The organism is Hymenobacter qilianensis, assembly GCF_014638675.1.
GTDB lineage: Bacteria > Bacteroidota > Bacteroidia > Cytophagales > Hymenobacteraceae > Hymenobacter > Hymenobacter qilianensis.
Window position 1 is genome coordinate 116,203 of the sequence record NZ_BMFN01000005.1, and the last position, 20,825, is coordinate 137,027.

A 20,825-nucleotide genomic window follows, 5' to 3' on the forward strand; every position below is an offset into this window, starting at 1 on the left:
CGAATCCGTTCTTCGACCTGCGCAGGAGCCCATACGGCACTCCGCTCCTAGCCTTGGCACTCGTGTTTGAGAGCGGGGGTGATGGTACCCGTCAGCGGCTCGTAGAGGCTAAACCGATCTGGCTGCAGGCCGTCTTGCATAAACTTTAAGGGATGGGGCAGCAGGGCGGGCACCAACGGAGCCTTCCCGATCTTAACCCAGCGCCGGGAGCTGATGGCCTCGTTAGAGACCGCGACGATAAACAGGAAAGGGCGATTAATCACCGCTTCGACGCTCTCGATACGTTGGCTGGCCTGAAAGTCGTAGATCCCATAATCGGCTCCTGCTAAGATGCGGCCGTAGGCATACTGTCCATCTTTCAAATCAATCTCGATAACCGCATCTACGGTTCGTTGAGGACTTCTTATACTATGTTAGTGGTCGTATAAGGGCCATTATGACAAGCAACTAATATCCAGAACCAAAGAGAAACAATGGCGTTCCCTGACTGCCCCTAAAAGCCTGTTTGCCCAGGCCCGGGAAAGCACCTGGTTTCGCGTTTGCGAAACGCATCCCTGTGGGGCATTTTGCAAACGCGGAATCGTAGACGAGCTTCCTACACTCGCCCGGTCCGGCCGCGGCCCGCGGGCACCTAGTACTGGATAGCTGCCAGGAGTCACCGGAAGGAGGGGTTGCCGGCTTTCCCCCGGCGGGCCGCTCGCTACCAGCAAGGGCGGCGTAACCGCTTTGACTTAGCCCCTCCTGGCCAGAGTTCGGATGCAAGTCGCCGTCGCGGGCGCTGTAGGGCCCCCCACAGGATGGTATAGCCGGGGGCAAGCTTTTTCCCTGAGCTCAGGAAAGCTGACAAACGTCATCCGATGAGGTGAGAGTTGTCAGCTTCAGGGCAGCAGCCAGGCCCCATGTTTGTACCAGCCTCTTCCCCTGCCCTGTTGCAGTGCGAACTCCCGAGGAGAACTACGGCTACTCCTCTGGCTTCTTTCCCCTGCTTGCCCATGAATCTAGAGTTACAACGCCGCCTGGCGGAAACTGCCCAGCAGTGGCAAGCGCTGTCGCGGTCCATTTCCTCGGCGGAGAAAACAATCTTTGACGCGCTGCACGACGGTTTTTTCACCTCTTACGGCCCTAACTTCATGGCCCACGTCTACCGCTCGGCCATCGAGCAGGTACTACAAAACATTCCCGATACGGAGCGGGACAAGCTCCTGGCCGCTTTTCAACACGCCCTGGACACGGCTATTACCAAGCACGCCTACGCGCTGCCCACGGCCGCTAATTGCTTCGCCTGCCGCTCCCCAAAGCCGTAGCCCCTACTTGCCGGTCGATGCTGGTTGTACCTCTTTACTAGGTGGCGACGCACCGGCTTAACAGGCCCTGCTGGCGTCGCCCTGCCAGGAGCCTCACCTACGCACAAGAACCAGGCATCGCCTCCTGCCCGAGGGGCCCATCGACAACTCTGGGTGCGCGGGCCCCGCAACTAGCGGCCGTCCTAGCTCCCTTCGCCACGAGCCAGCACCCCGCCCAGCAGCCGGAGCGACTCGCTAGTGCCCGCTGCGCTACCTTCTAGCTCGCGGAAGGAAGCTACTACCAGTCCTGCCGGAACCGCCCCCCGGGCTCCCCTACGGACGGGTAAGGATGACCTTCAACGCTTTTTCGCGGGCCGCGTGCTCAAACGTATCGTAGGCCTGCTCTATGTCATCCAAGGCGAAATGGTGGGTAATGAGCTGGGCGGCGTTGACCTGGCCGGAAGCGACGGTTTTCAGGAGCAGCGGCGTCGTGGTCGTATCGACCAGGCGGGTGGTGATAGTGATGTTGCGCGACCAGAGCGTTTCCAGGTGCAACGCCACGCTTTTGCCGTGTACGCCCACGTTGGCAATCCGGCCACCGGGCGCAATCACGGCCGCGCATAGCTCAAAGGTGGCGGGAATGCCGACCGCTTCCACCGCCACGTCGGCGCCCCGGTTTTCCGTCAGCGCGAACACCTGCTGGACCGCGTCCTGCTGCTGACTGTTAATGGTATGGGTCGCGCCCAGAGCCCGGGCTACGTGCAGGCGGTTGTCGTCCACGTCCACCATGATCAGGACAGCCGGCGTATAAAACTGGGCCGTGAGTAGGACGGCCAACCCAATGGGCCCGGCCCCTACGATAACGACCGCATCCCCGGGCTGCACCTGCCCGTTGAGCACGCCGCACTCCAAGCCCGTGGGCAGAATGTCGCTCAGCATGACCACGGCATCCTCATCCACCTGGTCCGGGATGGCATACAGGCTGGTGTCCGCAAAGGGAATGCGCACATACTCCGCTTGGGTGCCGTCAATCAGGTGGCCCAGGAGCCAGCCGCCCAGCTCACAGTGGGAGTACATGCCCTTGCGGCAGGACACGCACTTACCGCAGGAGGAGATGCAGGAAATCAGGACTCGATCGCCCACCTGGAACGTGGTCACCGCGGCGCCTATTTCCTCGATGATGCCGATGCCCTCGTGGCCCAGGATGCGACCGGGGGTTACCTCGGGCACATCCCCTTTAAGAATATGCAAATCGGTGCCGCAAATGGTGGTTTTGTGCATGCGCACAATCGCATCGGTGGGCTGCTGCATCGTGGGCCGGGGCTTTTCTTCCCAGGCTTTCTTGCCCGCACCGTGATATACTAAGGCTTTCATACGCAATTACGAAGAGATGAACCACCCCGGCTGGAGGCGCGGCGGTGGGAGCCCCAAAGCTAGGGCAGTCTACCCCCCGGCAGCATGACAGATGTCATGCTGCCGGGGGATTTTCATCAGGGTTTCGCGAGCCGGCCCGGCGGAACTTGCCTTTCCCTTCTTCGCCCCGCCCCCGCCCGCATCCCCGCAAGCTACCCCCTTGGTACCTGCGTAGCAGGGCGCGAAAGGGGCGCCGACATTTTTTTTTCCTGTCCTTCCCCTGATTTTCCCCTGTATGGAACCTGCCTCCCCTGCGGACCGCGACACCGCCCCGCGTGATACGCGCATCATTTCCGTGTTTATGACCGCCCTGGTGGTGCTGGCCGCCTTGGTCTTGTGGCTGCGGTAAACCTGCCTTTTCCTCCCTGGTTACGTATTCGCCTTGGCTAAGTCCTGACCCCGGTCGCCACCGAGCGGTCGCCTTCGTATGAGCCCTCACGGCGGGCACCGCTTTGTCCCCGGGCCTCGAAGAGCGGACGTTGTTGGCTCGCTTCATCCCAGGAACGGTGGACCTGGACGAGGTGCGGCGCCGGTTGGATGCCCCCCGCGAAATCGGGCAAGCGCCGGCGTCCTGGGTAGAAGAGGTGTCGGACGTCCCGCCAGAGCCAGTGGCCTCGTCGGAGTCGTCGGAGTCTAAGAGGCTACTAGGCGGGTCCTCATCCGCTCGATGACTCGTCCCCCTGGGCAGGGACTCCTGGGGCGGGGGAATCGGGCAGCGTGAGGGTGAAGGTGGAGCCCACCCCCAGCTGGCTGTGCACCTCGATGCGGCCACCGGCATTCTCCACCATGCGCTTGACCATGTAGAGGCCGATCCCCGTGCCCTCGACGTGGTCGTGGAAACGCTGGAACAGGCCAAAGAGCTTGGGCAGGTGCTGCTGGGCCATCCCCAGGCCGTTGTCCTGCACTTCCAGCACCGTGTAGCCCGGCTGGGGGTAGGTCCGCACCCCGATCTGGGGCAAACGATCCGCAGCGCGGTACTGGAGCGCGTTACTCAGCAGGTGCTGCAGGATCTGGCGCAGCTGCTGGGGCGCAAACCAGAGTTGGGGGCAGGCACTGACCTCCACCGTGAGCTGGGTCCCGGCGGCGTTCAACGCCGCTCCCCATTCCCCGCGCATCTCCTCGAGCAGGGCCGTCAGGTCCACCACTTCGGCGGGCTGCGCGTGGGCCCGCTGGAGTTTGGAGACGTCGGTGAGCTGCGTGAGCGTCAACCGGAAGCGGTCCAGGGACTGCTCCATCAAGGCTAGCAGGGGCGGCACGAGCTCACCCTCCTGGCCGCGGGCGGGGGGCAGCTCCTCCTGAAGGGCGTGGAGTAAGCCCTCCATGTTGGTAAGGGGGGTTTTGAGCTCGTGGGAGGCCGTATAAATAAAGGTGTCGAGGTCCGCGTTGACGCGCGCAAGTTGCCGCTGCAGCTCGACCTGGTCGTGGATTTCGACGTTGACGCCGCTGTAGCCCGTGAGCTGGCCATCGGCCTGGAACAGGGGCTGGATTCGGGTCAGCGACCAGCGGTACTCCCCGTCGCGGCGGCGGATGCGATACACGGGGCTTTCCCAGGGCTGACGGGCCAGCACGGCGGCCGCAAAGGCGGCCGTGAGGGCCAACGCGTCCTCCGGATGCACGGTGTTCCAGACCTCGTCGAGGTTGGGTAGCAAAGGGGACAGACCCGACCAGGCAAAGAGGGCGCCGTTGACATAGGTCAGGTGCCCGGCCGCATCCGTGCGAAACAGGAACACAGGCACATTGGCCGTCAGTAGCTGCAGCTCCGCCGCCACTTGGGCCGCTTGCTGGCCCGCCCGCACCTGCTCCGTGACGTCGTAGGCGAAGATAGACACGCCCGCGATTTGTCCCCCTTCCAGATAGGCATCGTAGGAAAAAGTGAAATAGTGGGTGCGGGGCGGCTGGCCATCCGGCTGGGCAATGGTCAGGGGCTGCTCCACGCCCCCATAGGACTTGCCCGTGTGGTAGACATGGTCAAGTCGGGCCAGCAGCCCCGGGGCATTGACGTCGGGGTGGATCTCGGGCAGGGGCCGCCCCAGGGGCAACAGCCGTTGGGGAAACAGGCGCCGGTAGGCTGGATTACAGTAGTCGAGCCGGTGGGTAGGACCGCGCAGGATGCAGACGGTAGCCTGCGTCTGGCTTAGGAAGCGCTCCAGGCTGGCCCGCTGGTGCTGGGCCTCGGACTGCGCGAGCTGCTCGCGGGCCTGGCTGGCGCGTAGGGCAACCTCGACGGGAGCTTGGGCGTGCGCGGCCGTGTCAATCAGGCTAACGGCCAGCCCTGGGCCGTGGCAGCGGGCGGCGACATAAAAGGGGGTATCGACCCCCTCGTGCAGGTAGGTGACCTCGAACCGGCCAGCCTGCCCGGTTTCCAGCACGCCCCGGTAAAAGGCGAACACGCCCGTGTCGTGGGCACGGGGGAAGCTGGCCAGCAAGGTCGTGGTTGGCTGCTGCGTGAGGCCCAACAGGCGCTGGCCGGCGGGGTTGAGGTAGTCGAAGGCAAAATCCGTCAGCTCCTGACTCTGCGGACAGTAGAGGGGACGCAGCAGGGTGAGGGCCGTGAGCGAAACGTCCAGCAGGGCTTGCAGCTCGTCGATAGCTAGCTGGGGGGGGACGGAAGGGGTGCGGAACATAGCGACGCAGCAGGGACCAAGGAGTAACATTGGCCAGGAAAACAGCGGCGCCATCTGCCGACAGGTACGGGCGGTTGTTCCCGCGAACCCGGCAGTGGGTATACGGGGGTAGCTCGACAATGACTGGAACCGGGTCGGTTAAGCAGAGTTTGCGGGCTACGTCACACCGAACTGGCGCTGATAATGCAGCTGCAGGATGGTATCCAGCTTGGCTTTGGTCAGGGGCTTGCTGACCAGGCCGGCGATGGGCAACTCCTCTAATCGGCCCAGGTCGAGGGAGCTCATCGAGGCCGTATGCAGCACGATGACCACGGCCTGCTGCTGGGCGGCGGGTAGCTGCTGGTAGGCCTCGAGAAAGGCCATGCCATCCATGCCCGGCATCGTCACATCCAGCAGCACGAGCACCGGGGTGCTGGGCTTCGCGTAGGTGCTCAGCTGAGCCAAGATGGCCAGGGCTTCCCGGCCGTCGGTGGCCGCCAGGTACTGGTCGGCCACGCCTAGTTGGCGGAGCAAGCGTTCATTCAGGTCATTGGTGAGCGGGTCGTCGTCGACCAGCAGCACACTGGCAAGTTTTTGCATACGGGAAGCGGGCGGTCAAAGACCACCTTGGTTGGGGTCACCAGGCGCGAAGGTAGCACAGCGGTACGACTCGGAGCGCGCTACCGCTCTCGGCCAGGAAGACACTCTTTTTCTCGCCCGGCCGGGGACCCCAGCCGGTAACGAGGGGGGAGGACCGCGTATTGCCGCAACAACGCGTACCTTCCGGCAACCGCTCTCCTTCCGTATGGCCGACATTTCCCTTCCCACCTCCGCCTCCCCCGAGGGCGACAACCAGGCGCTGCGCGCCGACAATGACCAACTCCGCGCGGACCAAGCAGCGGCTAGTACGCAGGAGGCCGCGCAGGCGCGCTACCAGCAGAGCCAGGCGCGCTTCCGCACCGTGTTCGAGAACTCCCCCCTGGGCCAGAAAATCATCACCCCGGATCTGACCATCCGCCAGGCCAACCCGGCCGTGGTCCGGATGCTGGGCCTGCGCAGCCCGGATGAGCTGGTGGGCCGCAAAATCCGCGAGTTTGCCCACCCCGATCACCGCGCCGACTGGCAGCAGCTGCAAACGAAGCTCTGGGAGCACAAGCTGCCCCACTTCGCGCTGGAAACCTGCCTGGTGCGGGCCGACGGGTCCTCCTTCTGGTGTCAGGTCACCTCCGTGCTGTTTCCCGACGAGGGGGGGGAGCTGGGCTACACCATCCTGGAAGATATTTCCGCCCGCAAAGGATTAGAAGCCCAGCTCCAGCGCCTCTACGACGCGCAGGAAACCATCCTGCAGCTGGCCACCCACGATATCAAAGCCCCCATTGCCCAGATCGAGCTGCTCACCGATTTGCTGCAGCGCGAAGTGGCCAGCCGGGCCGGGGAGGGGCCGCCCCCGCCCGAAATGGTGCACTACCTGGGCCTGATTCAGCGCGCCTGCACCCACGCCACGGGCTTGCTCGAGGATGTGCTCTACGTGGGGGATCTGGACGAGCACGACTTGGAGAAGCAAGCGACCGATCTGAACGCCTACCTGACCGCCCGGCTGGAGGGGCACCGCCCGGCCGCCGACGAGCAAGGCGTCATGCTGGCCCTGGACCTACCGGCTGAGCCCGTGTACGGGCGCCTGCACCCCGACAAGTTCGGCCGGGTGCTGGACAATCTGCTAGGCAACGCCCTCAAGTTTACCCCCACCGGGGGGACCATCACGCTGGGGGTACAGGTGCACGAGGGCCACGTGCGCCTCACGGTGCAGGACACGGGCATTGGCATTCCCGGCAAGCTGCACACCCACCTGTTCGACAAGTTCAACCCGACGCGGCGCAAGGGCCTGCACGGGGAGCCCACCACCGGCTTAGGCCTCTTCATTGCCAAGCAGATCGTGCAGCTGCACGGGGGCGACATCTGGCTGGAAAGCCGCGAGCAGCAGGGCACCACCTTCTTTATCGAGCTGCCCTAAGGAGGGCTCCCTTCTCCCTGGTTTCCTCCCCCTTGCGGTACTAAGCAGGCGTATGTCGCCTAGGCGGGAGGCAGGGCAGCGTGGGGTAAGTGGACGAAAAAAGTGGTGCCGGCGCCGGCGTAGCTGTGCACCTCCACGCGCCCGCCCGCATTCTCTACCATCTTCTTGACCATGTACAAGCCTACGCCGGAGCCTTCCACGTGGTCGTGGAAGCGCTGAAACATCGTAAAGAGTTTGGGCACATGCGCCGCCTCCAGACCTAATCCATTGTCGTGGACTTCCAGCACCGTGTACGTGGTTCGCACGTGCGCCTGCACATCAATGTGGGGCGTGCGATTGGGTGAGTGATACTTCAAGGCGTTGCTCAGGAGGTTGTAGACGACGGAGCGTAGGTTTTTCTCGGGGAAGAGCACCGGCGGGAAACCCGTTACCTCGACCCGTACGCGGGCCCCAGTAGCCTGGATAAGCGGAGCCAAGTCCTGCCGCACCTCCTCCACGACCGTCGCTAAGTCCACCGCCGTCGTCGCGGGGGCATGCTCCTTCTGCAGTTTGCTGACGTCGGTCAGATGGTCGATGGTACGCTTGAAGCGTTCTACCGACTCGCGCATCAGCCCTAACGTGGCCCCGACGTACTCCCGCTGCGAGATGTCCAGCGGCAGTTCTTCCTGCAGCAGGTACAACAATCCCTCAATATTGCTGATGGGGGCTTTCAAATCGTGGGAAGCGGAGTAGATGAAGTTGTCCAGGTCCACGTTGGTGCGCAGCAGCTGCTCATTAACCGTCTGCAGGTCGACGTTCAGACCTTGAGCCTCGTCGCGGGCCGTGCGCAGTTTATAGGTCAGGCGCCGCATAGCCTGCACAGCCAATTGCTGCTCGTGCACCTCGATCACCGTGCCCACGATGCCCACATACTCCCCCGCCCCCGTCAGGCGGGGCTGCCCGGCGTCGATGGCCCAGCGGTACTGCCCATCGTGGCGGCGCAGGCGGTAGAGCACGCGAAACGGGCCTTGCCGGGCGTGCGCGTCCTGGAAGGCTTGCCCGGCCTGCAGGGCATCGTCGGGGTGCACCGCGTGAAGCCAGCCCTCGCCCAGCGCCTGGGCGGGGGTCTGCCCGGTAAAGGCATACCACTGCGCGTTAAGGTAGGTGCACTGGCCCTGGGCATCGGTAACCCAGATCATGGCCGGCACATGATCAGCCATGGCGCGGAAGTACTGCTCGCTTTCCAGCAAGGACTGCTGCAGGCGCTTAAGTTCGTGCACATCAATGGCCGCGCCGACCCACTGCTGGACCTGCCCCGTCGCGTCGCGCAGCGGGACGGCCCGGTCCAGGTGCCAGCGGTACTCGCCCGTGGCCGCGACCCGCAGCCGCATTTCGGCCTGGAACACCTGGCCCGTGCGCACCGCGCTCAGCCACGCCTCGAGGAAGGGAGCTTGGTCCTCGGGGTGCATATACTCCTGCCAGCCCAAGCCCTGGCCGTTGGTGGCGCTGGTAAACTGCTCCCAGTTCGGACTCAGATAGGTGGTGTGGCCCGCCGCGTCCGCTTCCCACACGATCAGGGGCGTGGTTTCGGCCAGCCGCCGGAAGCGGGCTTCGCTGCGTTCGGCCTGTTGCTGGGCCTGCCCTCGCTGGGCTACTTCCTGCTGCAGGGCGAGCGTGCGCTCGGCTACCCGGGCTTCCAAGTCCTGGTTCAGGAGGTGCAGCGCGAGCTGGCTGCGCGTCAAGGCCTCGTTGTTAGCCTGGATCTCCTCGTTGGCAGCGGCCAGCTCTTCGTTGAGCTCGGCCGTGCGGCGCTCCTGGGCTTCCACCTGGTGGCGGGCTGTCACCACTTCGGTGACGTCGCTGGCCACGACCAGCACGCCCGTGGTTTGCCCCTGGGCGTCGCGCTGGGGCTGGTAGACGAAGTTGAAGTAGATGATCTCGCGCCGGCCGTGGCGCACCAGCGCGACGGGCAGCTCCGTGCCCACGTAGGGCTGGCCGGAGTGCAGCACGCCATCGAGTAAGGCGTCGACGCCCTGACCCCGCAGTTCGGGTAAGGCCTCCAGCAGGGGCCGGCCCAGCAGCAACGGCTGCGGACGGGCCCAGATCTCACACACAGCCGGGTTGGCCAAGGTGATGCGATACGTTGTTCCTTCGAGCAGGGCAATGGCAACCGGGGCCTGGTCAAATACCCGGCGTAGCTGCGCGCGTTGTTCCTCCGCCTCCGCGCGCACAGCCCGTTCAGCCGCCTGACTTTCGCGCAAGGCTTCTTCTACGGGCGTGCGGGGCTGCTCGGCCGTGTCGGTGAAGCTCACCAGCAGGCCAGGCCCCACGCGCCGGGCGGCGAGATGAAAGTAATTGTCCAGCCCATCCCCTTGATAATTGACGGCCATGCGGGCAGGCTCCCCGGACTCAAAGGCGTCGCGGTGAAAGGCAAAGACGCCCGTCTCGCGGGTATGCGGGTAATGGTGCAAGTAGGTCACCGCCGGCCGGGCCGGCTGCCCCAGGATGCGCTGGGCGGCCGGGTTAAGCCAGTCGATGCGAAAGTCAACGAGGTTTCCGTCGGCGTCGCGCAGGGGTGAGTAGAGGGCCACGCCCGTCAGGGAGGTATCCAGCACGGCCTCTAGTAAGGCGGCGGGGGGATACGTGGCCTGCAAGTCGGCGGGAAAGGTAGGAAGCGGGGTAGCTGCGGTAGGCATGGCCAAAACTACGAATAAAGGGGCATGCTGCACCGCCGCAAAATCACCGCTGGGCGGTGGTCAGGGATAGTGACGCTAAAGGTGTCCCCGCTAGCTGTTCACCCAGATACGGCCGGCCGTGTTCTCCCCGATCTTTTTGACCAAATCCAGCCCCATCCCCGAGCCTTGCCCTCGCTTGTTGACCTGCCTTCCGGAAGGCTTCAGGTCCTGCTTCCCCTTGGCGCACAACTGCTTGACAAGGTATGCTACGTCTTCGCTAGCGGATCTTATTTGTGGTCTTGTTCGTCCGCTTTAGGCGCTTTGTTCGACCCTGTGCCTGGAGGGTCAGCTCCTTGGGGCCGCTGGGGGCAGGGTTCACCTAAATCAACGCCGCCCGTCATACGCTAGGCTAGCGCGCTGCAGCCGCTTACCCTGATTCTCGCGAAGATGATCCGCTATTGTCCTCTCGGACAACCTGCGCGCGTTGGAGACCCAAGAAAGATAGAGCCTTCTGTTCCGTCCTGATCGCTCTTGGCAGGACCTGTGTCAACGCGGCAAGGGAATCAACTGCGATTCCTTCCGCTAGCGTAAACGAATGAAATAGTTTTACTTCCTGTGCCTGCTGCTCAGCACCGGGCTTCTGCTCCACTGCTCCTCCAAACCGGAGGCGGACCCGCAGCCGACGAGTTCTGCCCTGCAGACGGCGTCCGTGAAGGCGAATGGCCAAGCGGTACCGGTCCAGGGGGCGGCTTCCACCGCCTATATTAATCGAGACACGAACGAGCTTTACCTGACCCTGAATACCACGAACGGCACGCCGGTGATCTTCGATTTGTGGGAGTTCAAGCAAGCGCCAGGACGCTTCGCCTTCCATGATGCGCGCTCGCCCAGTGGGCTCCTCTATAAGCACGTCGTCCATGGCCAGCTGACGCCCTTCACCACGCGGGCCTGTGGCTCGACCCCGACCTGGGCCCTGGAGATTACGGCCTACGATCCGGCCCAGCAGACCATAGCGGGCACCTTCAGGGGGACCGTGTGTAGTGATCCGGGCCAACGGGTGGCGCTCACGGAGGGCCGGTTCCACCGGCCTTTTACCCTCTCCCCCTGAGACAGGCATTGCTTCGGCTGGGGTCCCACGGCCTCAGCTCCAGCTCCTGACCCAGCCTACCCGCAGGGCCACCGCGACGGCCGGCTAAGTCCGTTGCGGTGGTGGTAGATGTCACCACCGGCTGAACCGCCGGCCCCACCCTTCCCGATTGCCTCGCATCGACGACGGATGGGGGTTCACTCCGGCGCCGACCCCCGGTACCCGCTCGGGCCGGCCCCCTGGCGCAGGCGCAGCCAACAACCGGGACCCGGGTGGAGGGGGCCCGGAGTACCCCGCTTCGGCCAGGCCATTTAGCATAACTCCCGTGGCTGTGGCAAAAGTCCCCGCCGGGAATCTGCTGGGTCGCCTTGGCGCCTCGTCCGCACTAAAAAGACGGGAGCAGCGTCCCTCGTGGGCGGCAGGTGGGGCTGAAGTACCCGGTTTTCATCCTCCTGCCTGACTTTAGCCACAGCCACGGCACTTAGGCTAAGTGGCTTTTTCGTGCCCTATACCCTTGGCTTCGTTTAGACTTGGCCCAGCAAAAAGCCCCAGCGCCGGCGCCAGGGCTTGGAGGAGCTGTCGGTGGACGAGCGGAGCGGTTAGACCGCCGTTTAGAAGCCTAAGCCCAGCGTGAAGCCGCGCACGAACCCTTCCAGGGTAATGGTTCCGGTGGGCGTGGCCTTGCCCGTGGCTAAATCAATGGTATGTAAGACCGCGTTGCTGTTCACCTCCGCAAAGAGATAGCCCACGTTGCTGGCCCCGCCGATATCAAAGGCTTGGCAGTCCCGAATCGTGGGCCCTAAACTGCCAATCTCGGTGAACGAGCTTGCATCGGCCGTATTCTGGCGGTAGAGCTTGCAGGGCAAGTTGTTAAAGCCCAAGGGATCCTCAATCAGATAAAGGTTGGTGGTGGTGGCGCCGGCCACGTTGTTGTCGTGAGCGAGCTTAAAAGAACCGGGCGGGGAGGGCAGGGTTAAGGGCACATCGGGCGAAAAGACCGCCGTGGTGGGGTTGAGCAGCAACGTGCGGGCCGTGCCCGCGGCCCCATTCGTGCTGACCACGCGAATCTGATCGGTGAGCGGGTCAAAGTCAAACTGCGCGCTCTCGCTGGTCAGGCTCAGGCGCGGGGTGATAGGGCCAATGAGCGTGGCCTCGGCCGTGGCCGGATTGATGGTATAGAGGTAGCGGTCCAGCGTGTCGTCAAAGGATTGCGTCAAGGCGTAGAGTTGCCCATTGCTGGGCCGAAAATCCAGGCCGATGATGCGGCGAAAGTCCGCGAAGCCCGTGATGGTCTTGGTCACCGTGACTGAGGCATCCGTCGGATCGAAGATATGCAAGCGGCTGCCCGTAAAATCGGCCGCATACCCGACCGGTCGGGTGGGAATGGCCAGGCCCGTGTAGGCCAGGGTGGGGGCGTACTGGGCTAAGCGGCGGGCCGCCCCCGTAGCCAGATCGACCGCAAACAGGGTGGGGTTACCATTGACCAGATACAGGCCCAGGGCCGTGCCCGTCCTCCCATCAATATCGAAGCCGCCATTCCCGCTCACCGCCAGGTTCAGGTTGCCCACGGGCACCACCGTGCCGGCATTGGGGGAGTTAACCAGGGTGAGCTGCTGGGTCTGCGGGTTAATGGCGTAGAGGGCCGTGGTACTGGCGCCCGCGACATTGTTCGTGTAGGCCGCGCCCGTGAGGGTCGCGGCGGGGCCATTGATGGCCCCGTCGGTGGCGGCCACGGTGCCGGTTTCGGGATTCAGGCGTAAGTTTTGTCCGGTGGACGTCACCAGGCGGATGCGATCCACGGTGGGGTTGAAGTCAAAGCCCACCAGGGTGCCCGCTACGGCAGGCGTGAAGGCCCCGGCACCAATAGCGCGGGCCGCACCCGTGTTTTGGTTGATCACGTAGAGGCGACTCGCGCTGCTCACCCCGTAGAGCTGGCCCGTGGCGGGGCGAAAGTCAATGGCTAATAGGCTCTCGCCACTTTGAAGGCCCGTCAGGGCCACCGAGCTGGTGCGCGTGGCGGCATCCTTCGTGGAGTAGCCATCGAGCCGCGTGCCCCCCGACAAGGCATAGAACGCAATATCCTGGCCTAGGGGCGGAAAGGTGGGATTAACGGGCGGCGGGGTAGGTTTGGGGAAGTACTGCTCGAGAATGTCTTCGCAGCTACTGAGCGAGGACAACAAGAGAAGCGCCGCGCCCCAGGTGGCGAGGGAAGAGCGTTGTAGCATAGAACGTAGAGGATAGGATGGAAGAAAGAAATAGTAGGACCGATCAGGTTTTCCCCCTACGGCTACCGCCTCGGTTTAGATATATATCAGGTCGATAATTATAAAATTATTTAGCCTGAGGCTAGCAACGCTCCTATCGATGGGAAGCGCTCCCCACACCGCGTCCTCTTACAAGTCGTATAAACACATTACGTAACGTAGCTTCGGCGATAGCCTGGAGCTGGAGACAAATGGGACAAGGCGGGTAGCGCGGGCAGAATGGGCCCTTATCTCCCCGCGACCCTATGGGAAAAATACCGGTACCGCCTACCTTGTCGCCGACCTCGTCCGGGGTAGGGGTGGTCGTCTCGGCCGTTCAGGCAACCTACCGCTTGGCTCCCCGCTCTTGCTTCTAGCCACCCAGTAACGTGGCCTACCCTTCTGCTTTTTCCCTGCCTTCATGACTGACCGACTGCCCCTACCTAGCTCCTCCCTGCTCCTTGTCTGCCTGCTCAGCCTGCTCGGGGGGAGCAGTTGTCAAGAAAAGGGGGACGCCCCGCCGCAGCCCCACGCCCCGGTCGCTGCCGTGCAGCTCGCCACCGACTCGGTGCGCTTAGGCACGGGCCAAACGGTGCAGCTTCAAGCGCTGGCCCGCGATGCGCGCGGCAACGCCTTGTCCGACCGGCTTATCACGTGGCAGTCGGCCCAGGAGTCCACCGCCACCGTCTCGAGCACGGGGCTGGTGAGCCTCGTAAGGGAAGGCACCACCTCCATTACGGCTACCTGCGAGGGCCGCACCGCGACGGCCCACGTGCGGGCCTATGCCCTGTTGCCCCGCTATGCCTACGTCAGCTTTCAGCAGGTATCCTCCCAGCTGCAGCCCTGGGCCGGGGAGCATCTCGTGCTGTTAACCCCCGAGTCCGATCGGGACCCGCGCCTGATGCAGCGCCTGGTGGCCAGCCTGGACGGGGGCTATGCCTACTACCGGCTGGTGACGGGCCGCGAGCCGAGTCGCCACCCGACCTACACCTACCAGGGCAAGGGCACGGTCGCCTCCGTCGCCCAGACCTGCGGGGTAGCCTGCGGCAAGATCGGCGCCACCGGCATCGAGATGATGCACCCATGGGTCACGGATTTATACGCGGGCGTGCGCGATAAAGGGGAGCACCGCACGACCCTGTTCTACGAGCTGGGCCGCAACTTCTGGTTTTACTGGGACCCGCTCTACGTTACCGGCATGAAGCTGGACGTGGCCACGGGCTACGCGCACCTGATGAAGTACATGGCCACGGACTATCTGCGCCTGCCCCTGAGTCCGATTGAAGCCCAGCAGCGGCGCGGCCTGGAGGAAATAGCCACCGTCTACCTGCGCTCGCCGGAATGGGACTGGCAGCGGGTGGTGCGGAGCGGGCAGGCCCTGGACGGGGAGGGTAAGCCCGTGGGCGGGCAGTTTCTGTTGGCCGGGCTGCTGCTGCGGCTGCAGGCCCAGCACGGGGGGCAGGGGTTTATCCAACGCCTCTGGCGCGAAGTCGGGCAGCGCCCGCATGCCCGCAGCGAGCAGGAAGCCATCGATAACCTAGCCCTGGCGATCTACGCCGGGGCGAACCAAAACCTGGGGCAAGTGCTGACCCAGCAGTGGCGCTTTGCCCTGTCGGGCGCGGCCCAGCAGGAGGCCCAGACCCGCTTCGGCAATCCGCGGTGAGCCCCGAGCCCCAGAAAAAGCCGGGTTCCGGCGCGTAGTGCTGCCCGCACCCGGGGCAGTTGTCGTGCATGTCCTGAAAGCGCGCCGGGTTCAGGGCGGAGGTTTTAAATACGGGGCCCTGGTGACAGCGCGGGCAGCGGCCCGCGGCGCAGGCCAGCAGGGATGAAGAGGGAGAAGCCATAGCGAAATCGGGTAAAAAGGATGAAACCAGTCGGGCGGGCGCAGCTACCCGCCGGTGCCGTCGTGGGCGCTGCTTCCGGCAGGCAGTACATGCGGGCGCGGATGATTAGCGCCGAGAGTCCCGTCAGGCCCCCAATGGCCACGAGCGGGGCGGCCAGGCCCAGCGTATCCGCCAGTACGCCGGTGAGCAGGGCGCCCACGGCGTAGCCCGCGTCGCGCCAGAGGCGGAAAATGCCCACGCTGGGGGCCCGCTGGGCGGGGGGGGCATACTCAGCAATAGCCGCCAGGAAAGTGGGGTAGACCAGCGCCGTGCCCGCGCCAAGCAGGGCCGCCAGCAGCACAAATGCCGGGTAGGACGAAGGGAAGAGCATGGCCAGCAGCACCGCGCCCTGCAGCAGCATGCCCCAGAAGAGCAGGTCTTTCTTGCAGTAGCGGTCCGCCAGCGGCCCGGTTACCAGCTGACCCAGGCCCCACACGGCGGGGTACACCGCCGCCACGGTGCCAATCTGGGTCAGGGTAAAGCCTTTGGAAGCCAGCAGCAGCGGGAGCAGGCCCCAGACCATGCCGTCGTTGAGGTTGTTGACCAGCCCGGCCTGCGTGACCGAGCCCAGGTTGGGGTGGCGCCAGGTAACGTCCCAGAACGAAAGCGGCGGACCCGTGGGGCCGGCCGGGGCCTGGGACGCTTCCAGCGCCACGTGGTGGCGGGTATCGCGCACCCCCAGGGAGCTCAACAGCCCCAGCACGGCCAGCGCAATGCCCAGGTAGAACGGGTAGGGCCGCAGGCCGTACTCGGTGGCCAGCCAGCCCGAGGCGAAGGCCGTGGCGGCCACGGCCAGGTAGCCGGCCGACTCGTTCAGGCCCATGGCCAGCCCGCGCTGTTTGGGGCCGACCAGGTCTATCTTCATGACCACGGTGCTCGACCACGCCAGTCCCTGGTTCAGGCCCAGCAGCACGTTGGCCGCAATCACCCAGCCCCAGGACGGGGCCCAGAGCAACAGCAGCGGCACGGGCACGCCAAACAGCCAGCCGATGAGCAGCAGGTTTTTGCGCCCTACGCGCGTGGCCCAGGCCCCGGCGTAGTAGTTGGCCGCGGCTTTGGTGAGCCCAAACACCACGATGAAGGACAGGATGGCCGAGCGGGCCACCAGGTGAAACTCCTGCTCGGCCAACCGGGGCAAAATGGTGCGCTCCAGGCCCACCATGCCGCCCACGAACGCATTGATGAGCACCAGCAAGGCGAACTGGTGCCAGTTTTCACGCAAACCGAGTCGTGGCGTCATGGGGGAGAATTGCGAAGGGGGAAAGCCCAAGGTAGGTGAAGGGAGCCACTAAAAGCCGTAATCAAGGGCCAGGGTCAGATGCTGCAGGTCCACTTTGTTCATGGCCTGCGCCGGCAAATAGGCGGCCCGGTCAGCGCCCCACTTGGCCGCGAGCAGCGTGCGCAGGCGCAGCCCCCGGGCCGCGCCGGTGAAGGAGTGGGTTAAACTCAGGTTGAGCTGGTGGAAATCGGGCAGGCTGTATTTGTTGAGCCGGGCCTGCCGCGAGAGGTTGTAGTACCCGTAGCCTGCCTCCAGGCGGGGCCCATGCGGCGGCTGCCAGGCCACGGTGGTACCGAATGCGTGCACGTCGCCGGCGCCCTCGATGCGTTCCCGGGGCAAGGTGGTGTAGAAGGGCTCCCGCCCCCACTCGCGGGGAAAGAGGTAGCGCCCGTGGGCCGTCAGGCGGGTGTAGTGCGCGGCAACCTGCCAGGCCTGCCGCTGGTACGCCACGCGCCCACTCAGGGCCCGGGCTTGTTCCCCCGGGTTGAGGTAGCGCTGGCTCACCGGCTGGTCCCGGTCCTTGGCCAGGCCGTGCTGCCAAAGCAGCAGGCTGCTGGCCGTCCAGGTGCCGGCCGGGCGGGGGAAGGCCACCGTGCTTTCCAGCAGGCTGGTGGCCAGCAGGTGGTCGGCGAAGTACTGCCAGGCCTGCACCGAGCTGCCGCGGCCCAGGGTGCGGCGCAGGCCCAGCACGGCCAGTCCGTGGGTGGGTACGTGCCCAAGGTAATCGGCCCGGCTGCTGTCGGGGGCCACGCCCATAGAATAGTGCCCCACGGCTTCGCCGAGCCGGTACCAGCGGTCCGTGGAGCGCGGGGCCACGTGGGTAAGCCAGCCGCCCTGTAGCGTGGTGGCCTTGCCTGCCTTGCCCACCGCCCACAGGCCCTGCACAAAGTTGGGGCTTAGGCGCGAGTCCTGAGAGTTGAGCAGGGGCGTGTCCAGCTGCTGCCGGCCGTAGGTGAGCTGGAGGCCCGGCCGGGGCTGCCAGCGCACCCACAACTCTTCCACCTGATGCATTATCTCGCGGTGGTGCGGGTGTTCCAGGTCGAAGAGGCTGAGCTCGTAGCGGCTTTCCGGGCGGCCCGGCTCGGCGGCCAGCGCACTGGAGTACAGGTTTTTCAGAAAGAACCCTTCCACACCCAGCTGCAGGCCGTGCCAGGCCTTGGTTTCGTAGCCTAGCCCCGCCCCGACGCCGTGGGCGTAATAGTCCGGAGCGGAGCTGCGGTTGCGTGTGGCCATAAACACGGTGCGCACGTGAGCCCGGAACTCCCCCTGGCGCAAGGCCTGGGCCAGGGACCGGGCCGCCGTCGAATCTGCTGCTACTTCCCCGGCCGGAGCGTGAGCCGCCGGGTGCAGCAGCGGTTCGGACCGTACGGATTGGGCAGGACCGGGCCGGGCGCCGGCCAGCAGCGCGGTTCCGAGCAGAAACCAGCGAATCATTGGAAACGGGAACAGGAGCCGGAAGCCGGGTGGAGAAAGGTTAGTGCGGCAGCTTTTCGCGCAGGGCGCTGTAGGTCCAGGTGCCGGCCAGCGCGGCCAGAATCAGCACCGCCGCCGACGCTACGCCGCTGCCCAGCTGGGCAAACAGCGGGCCGGGGCAGGCGCCGGTCAGGGCCCAGCCCAGCCCGAAGATGATGCCTCCGATCCAGGTGCCGTGGTTGTACTTCTTGTCGGCGAGGGTGATGGTTTCGCCGTTGAGGCTTTTCACGTGGTTGCGCTTGATGAGCTGAAGCGATAGCATACCCACCAGAATGGCTGAGCCGATGATGCCGTACAGGTGGAACGACTGGAAGCGGAACATCTCCTGGATGCGCCACCAGCTGATGACTTCGCTTTTGGTCAGGATGAGGCCGAACAAGACGCCCAGCACCAGGTATTTCAGATTTTTCATGCAGCAGGAAGGTTAAAACAGCAATGGATAGAACACCCAGGTCATGAGCAGGCCCCCGATAAAGAAGCCGATGACGGCGACCAGCGACACCCACTGCAGGTTAGAAAGGCCCGAAATGGCGTGGCCCGAGGTGCAGCCCCCGGCGTAGCGCGTGCCGAAGCCGACCAAAAATCCCCCCAGCACCAGAAACACCCAGCCTTTCCAGTTGGCCAGGTTTTCCAGGGCAAACAGCTCTTTCGGGAGCAGGCCGGTGAAGTCGGTCAGGCCCATCTGCGCCTGCAGGTCGCGCACGGTTTCCGGCGAAATGGCAATGGTGTCGGGGTGGCCCAGCACCTGGTAGCCGAAAAAGCCCCCCACGGCAATGCCGAGCACGAAAAACAGGTTCCAGAGCTCGGCCCGCCAGTTATAGGTCAGGAAGGGAATGCCGGCGGGCACGCAGGCGGCGCACACGTGGCGTAGCGAGGAGCTGATACCCAGGGCTTTGTTGCCGATGAGCAGCAACGCGGGGACGGTCAGCCCGATCAGGGGGCCGGCCACGTACCAGGGCCAGGGTTGGCGAAGGAAGTCAAGCATGAATTTAGGAAGTCAAAGCGAAAAGGGAAGAAATAAGGGTGCCGACCGACCGGCACAAGGGCCGGCCGGAATCATCACCTAGAAGCGGTAAAAGAGCCGGACGCTTAGCGCACCAGCTTTTCGGGCCAGTCGAGCACCCCGCCCAGCAGATTGGTCACGGTCGTGAAACCGGCCTGGGTGAGCTGGTCGGCCGCTTTGGCCGAGCGGGCGCCGCTGCGGCAGTACACGTAGGTGGCCTTGGTTTTGTCCAGGGCGGCCACGCGCCGGGCAAAGTCGGGGCTGGTCACGTCGATGTTCACGGCACCCGGGAGGTGGCCGGCGGCAAACTCGTCGGGCCGGCGCACGTCGAGCAGCACCGCGCCAGGCTCGCGCACGGCGGCGGAAAATTGGGCGGGGGTAAGGTTTTTATAGGCGGGCGCGGTGCCCTGAAACAGACCAAACATGGCAAAGAGGGAAAGCAGGAATGCGAAGTGAGACATGGCAAAAGCGTAGGCAAAACCGGAGAGCTCCTTTTCAGGACCCTCTCCGGTTTTGCCGTTAAGGGTTAATGGCCGGCCGCAGCCGACTGGAAGGATTTCACGGCCTCGCTCAGGTCGAGCACCGGGGTGCCGGGCAGGGCGTCGGCCACGATGCTGGAGCCGGCGGCCGAGCGGTAGCCGCCGGCGCAGTGCACCACCACAGGCTTGCCCTGGGGGATTTCCTGAGCCCGCTCGCGCAGCTCGGGCAGCGGTATGCTCAGCGAGCCGGCGAAAATGGGCTCGTCGCGGTGTTCCGCCGCGTTGCGGATGTCCACAATGGTGTACTGCTCCGGATGCTGACGGAAGGCGGCCACATCCAGCGTGGGCATGGTCGCTTCGGCAGCGGGCGTGCCGACCAGCGCGCCCTTAATCAGCGCTTCGTAGCCGATTTTGGCCGTTTTCTGAATCAGGTCCTCCAGCGTTGCCTCGGCGGCGGCGATGAGGTAGAAGGATTCCTCCGGGCCCACGATGGAGCCCAGCCAGGTTTCGAACTTGCCGCCCTGCTGGATATTGATGGCGCCCTCCGCGTGGCCTTTTTTAAACTCAGCTTCGGGGCGGGTGTCGATGATGACGGCCCCTGCTTCCAAGGTGGTGCCGGGCGCCAGGCGCTTCACTTGCTGCACGCTGGGCGCATAAGCCGGCGCGCCGGCCTTGTTCAGGTCTACGTCGTAGCCGAAGTACTTGGGGATAAAGGGCTGGTCGGCGAGCAGCTCTTGGACAAACTCCTCCTCGCTCAGGTCGCGCAGCATGGGGTTGCCAAACTTCTCGTCGCCGATGGTGCTGCTGCTGCCCCCGCTCAAAGCTTTGCCGCAGAGCGAGCCCGCCCCGTGGGCTGGGTACACCACCACGGTGTTATCCAGCTTCATCAGCTTATCGCGCAGCGAGTGGTACATCTGCTTGGCTAGCTCTTCGCGCTTGGCGGTCATATTGCCGGCACTCTCGCGCAGGTCGGGGCGGCCTACATCGCCGATGAAGAGCGTGTCGCCGGTGAACACGGCCTCGTCCTTGCCTTCGCGGCTGAGCACGATGCTCAGCGAGTCGGGCGAGTGGCCGGGCGTGTTCAGGGCGCGGAAGGTGAGCTTACCCACCGTGAATTCCTGGCCCTCGTCGAAGGCTTCGTGGGCATAATCCGCCCCGAGCAGCTTGCTGACCCGAATAACAGCGCCGGTGGCCTGGGCAATTTCCAGGTGACTGCTCACGAAATCGGCGTGGGGATGGGTTTCGATGACGCTCACAATCTGGGCGTCATTCGCCTTCGCGAAGTCGTAGTAGGGCTGCGGGTCGCGGGCGGGGTCGATGAGCACGATTTCACGGGCCGACTCGCTGAGGATAGCGTAGGAGAAATGGGCCAGGCCCTTGTCTTCAAACTGTTCGATTTTCATGGGAAAAGCGT

Annotated in this window: 15 protein-coding genes; 3 read left to right on the plus strand and 12 right to left on the minus strand. The window is 64.6% G+C overall.

Going from position 1 to position 20,825, the window contains the following annotated elements; translation table 11 throughout:
• Window positions 1–47: 47 nt before the first annotated feature.
• Window positions 48–362 carry an Imm26 family immunity protein gene (locus tag IEW06_RS19440; RefSeq protein WP_187734422.1) on the minus strand — a complete coding sequence of 105 codons (315 nt, stop codon included), beginning with the start codon at window positions 360–362 and terminating at the stop codon, window positions 48–50.
• A 630-nt stretch (window positions 363–992) separates the two neighbouring features.
• Between IEW06_RS19440 and IEW06_RS19445 the strand changes: the two genes are divergently transcribed.
• Window positions 993–1,304 (plus strand): hypothetical protein, encoded by a 312-nt coding sequence (locus IEW06_RS19445; RefSeq protein WP_187734423.1) that lies wholly within the window; start codon window positions 993–995, stop codon window positions 1,302–1,304.
• A 312-nt stretch (window positions 1,305–1,616) separates the two neighbouring features.
• Here the strand turns inward: IEW06_RS19445 and IEW06_RS19450 are convergent, their stop codons facing one another.
• The 3 genes from IEW06_RS19450 to IEW06_RS19460 all read right to left on the minus strand — a co-directional run bounded on the left by IEW06_RS19450 (window position 1,617) and on the right by IEW06_RS19460 (window position 5,899).
• Complete coding sequence (locus IEW06_RS19450; RefSeq protein WP_187734424.1) at window positions 1,617–2,657, minus strand: zinc-dependent alcohol dehydrogenase family protein; 1,041 nt, start codon at window positions 2,655–2,657, stop codon at window positions 1,617–1,619.
• Window positions 2,658–3,352: 695 nt separating this feature from the next.
• Entirely contained in the window at window positions 3,353–5,320 is a 1,968-nt protein-coding gene (locus IEW06_RS19455) for a sensor histidine kinase (protein ID WP_188548800.1), read from the minus strand.
• Between the two features lie 156 nt (window positions 5,321–5,476).
• Window positions 5,477–5,899, minus strand: coding sequence for a response regulator (locus IEW06_RS19460; protein WP_187734427.1), 423 nt, complete (start codon window positions 5,897–5,899; stop codon window positions 5,477–5,479).
• Between the two features lie 205 nt (window positions 5,900–6,104).
• Here IEW06_RS19460 and IEW06_RS19465 point away from each other — a divergent pair, with 205 nt between their 5' ends.
• Window positions 6,105–7,310, plus strand: coding sequence for a PAS domain-containing sensor histidine kinase (locus IEW06_RS19465; RefSeq protein ID WP_188548801.1), 1,206 nt, complete (start codon window positions 6,105–6,107; stop codon window positions 7,308–7,310).
• Window positions 7,311–7,369: 59 nt separating this feature from the next.
• Here IEW06_RS19465 and IEW06_RS19470 read toward each other — a convergent pair whose 3' ends face one another.
• Entirely contained in the window at window positions 7,370–9,985 is a 2,616-nt protein-coding gene (locus IEW06_RS19470) for a PAS domain-containing sensor histidine kinase (protein ID WP_188548802.1), read from the minus strand.
• 1,677 nt (window positions 9,986–11,662) lie between these two features.
• A complete protein-coding gene (locus IEW06_RS19475) occupies window positions 11,663–13,276 on the minus strand; it encodes a DUF4394 domain-containing protein (protein WP_188548803.1) in 1,614 nt (537 codons plus the stop codon).
• 565 nt (window positions 13,277–13,841) lie between these two features.
• Here IEW06_RS19475 and IEW06_RS19480 point away from each other — a divergent pair.
• Window positions 13,842–14,957, plus strand: coding sequence for an Ig-like domain-containing protein (locus tag IEW06_RS19480; RefSeq protein WP_187734436.1), 1,116 nt, complete (start codon window positions 13,842–13,844; stop codon window positions 14,955–14,957).
• Between the two features lie 104 nt (window positions 14,958–15,061).
• Here the strand turns inward: IEW06_RS19480 and IEW06_RS19485 are convergent, their stop codons facing one another.
• From IEW06_RS19485 to IEW06_RS19510, 6 genes are all read right to left on the minus strand, one after another.
• Window positions 15,062–16,417: an MFS transporter gene (locus IEW06_RS19485; RefSeq protein ID WP_188548804.1), complete on the minus strand. Its 1,356-nt coding sequence runs from the start codon at window positions 16,415–16,417 to the stop codon at window positions 15,062–15,064.
• A gap of 48 nt (window positions 16,418–16,465) precedes the next feature.
• Window positions 16,466–17,890 carry an OprD family outer membrane porin gene (locus tag IEW06_RS19490; protein ID WP_187734437.1) on the minus strand — a complete coding sequence of 475 codons (1,425 nt, stop codon included), beginning with the start codon at window positions 17,888–17,890 and terminating at the stop codon, window positions 16,466–16,468.
• A 40-nt stretch (window positions 17,891–17,930) separates the two neighbouring features.
• Window positions 17,931–18,341: a DUF6691 family protein gene (locus tag IEW06_RS19495; RefSeq protein ID WP_187734438.1), complete on the minus strand. Its 411-nt coding sequence runs from the start codon at window positions 18,339–18,341 to the stop codon at window positions 17,931–17,933.
• 12 nt (window positions 18,342–18,353) lie between these two features.
• Window positions 18,354–18,914 (minus strand): YeeE/YedE family protein, encoded by a 561-nt coding sequence (locus IEW06_RS19500; protein WP_187734439.1) that lies wholly within the window; start codon window positions 18,912–18,914, stop codon window positions 18,354–18,356.
• Between the two features lie 104 nt (window positions 18,915–19,018).
• Window positions 19,019–19,393, minus strand: a complete 375-nt coding sequence (locus tag IEW06_RS19505; RefSeq protein ID WP_187734440.1) for a rhodanese-like domain-containing protein — start codon at window positions 19,391–19,393, stop codon at window positions 19,019–19,021.
• A gap of 65 nt (window positions 19,394–19,458) precedes the next feature.
• Window positions 19,459–20,814, minus strand: a complete 1,356-nt coding sequence (locus tag IEW06_RS19510; RefSeq protein ID WP_188548805.1) for an MBL fold metallo-hydrolase — start codon at window positions 20,812–20,814, stop codon at window positions 19,459–19,461.
• Window positions 20,815–20,825: the final 11 nt, after the last annotated feature.

Bases quoted from the DNA above. Each gene is read 5' to 3' on its own strand.
- IEW06_RS19450 (WP_187734424.1), bottom strand. From the start codon at position 2,657: ATGAAAGCCTTAGTATATCACGGTGCGGGCAAGAAAGCCTGGGAAGAA.
- IEW06_RS19460 (WP_187734427.1), bottom strand. From the start codon at position 5,899: ATGCAAAAACTTGCCAGTGTGCTGCTGGTCGACGACGACCCGCTCACC.
- IEW06_RS19465 (WP_188548801.1), top strand. From the start codon at position 6,105: ATGGCCGACATTTCCCTTCCCACCTCCGCCTCCCCCGAGGGCGACAAC.
- IEW06_RS19495 (WP_187734438.1), bottom strand. From the start codon at position 18,341: ATGAAAAATCTGAAATACCTGGTGCTGGGCGTCTTGTTCGGCCTCATC.
- IEW06_RS19475 (WP_188548803.1), bottom strand. From the start codon at position 13,276: ATGCTACAACGCTCTTCCCTCGCCACCTGGGGCGCGGCGCTTCTCTTG.
- IEW06_RS19490 (WP_187734437.1), bottom strand. From the start codon at position 17,890: ATGATTCGCTGGTTTCTGCTCGGAACCGCGCTGCTGGCCGGCGCCCGG.
- IEW06_RS19485 (WP_188548804.1), bottom strand. From the start codon at position 16,417: ATGACGCCACGACTCGGTTTGCGTGAAAACTGGCACCAGTTCGCCTTG.
- IEW06_RS19500 (WP_187734439.1), bottom strand. From the start codon at position 18,914: ATGCTTGACTTCCTTCGCCAACCCTGGCCCTGGTACGTGGCCGGCCCC.
- IEW06_RS19445 (WP_187734423.1), top strand. From the start codon at position 993: ATGAATCTAGAGTTACAACGCCGCCTGGCGGAAACTGCCCAGCAGTGG.
- IEW06_RS19505 (WP_187734440.1), bottom strand. From the start codon at position 19,393: ATGTCTCACTTCGCATTCCTGCTTTCCCTCTTTGCCATGTTTGGTCTG.
- IEW06_RS19510 (WP_188548805.1), bottom strand. From the start codon at position 20,814: ATGAAAATCGAACAGTTTGAAGACAAGGGCCTGGCCCATTTCTCCTAC.
- IEW06_RS19455 (WP_188548800.1), bottom strand. From the start codon at position 5,320: ATGTTCCGCACCCCTTCCGTCCCCCCCCAGCTAGCTATCGACGAGCTG.
- IEW06_RS19470 (WP_188548802.1), bottom strand. From the start codon at position 9,985: ATGCCTACCGCAGCTACCCCGCTTCCTACCTTTCCCGCCGACTTGCAG.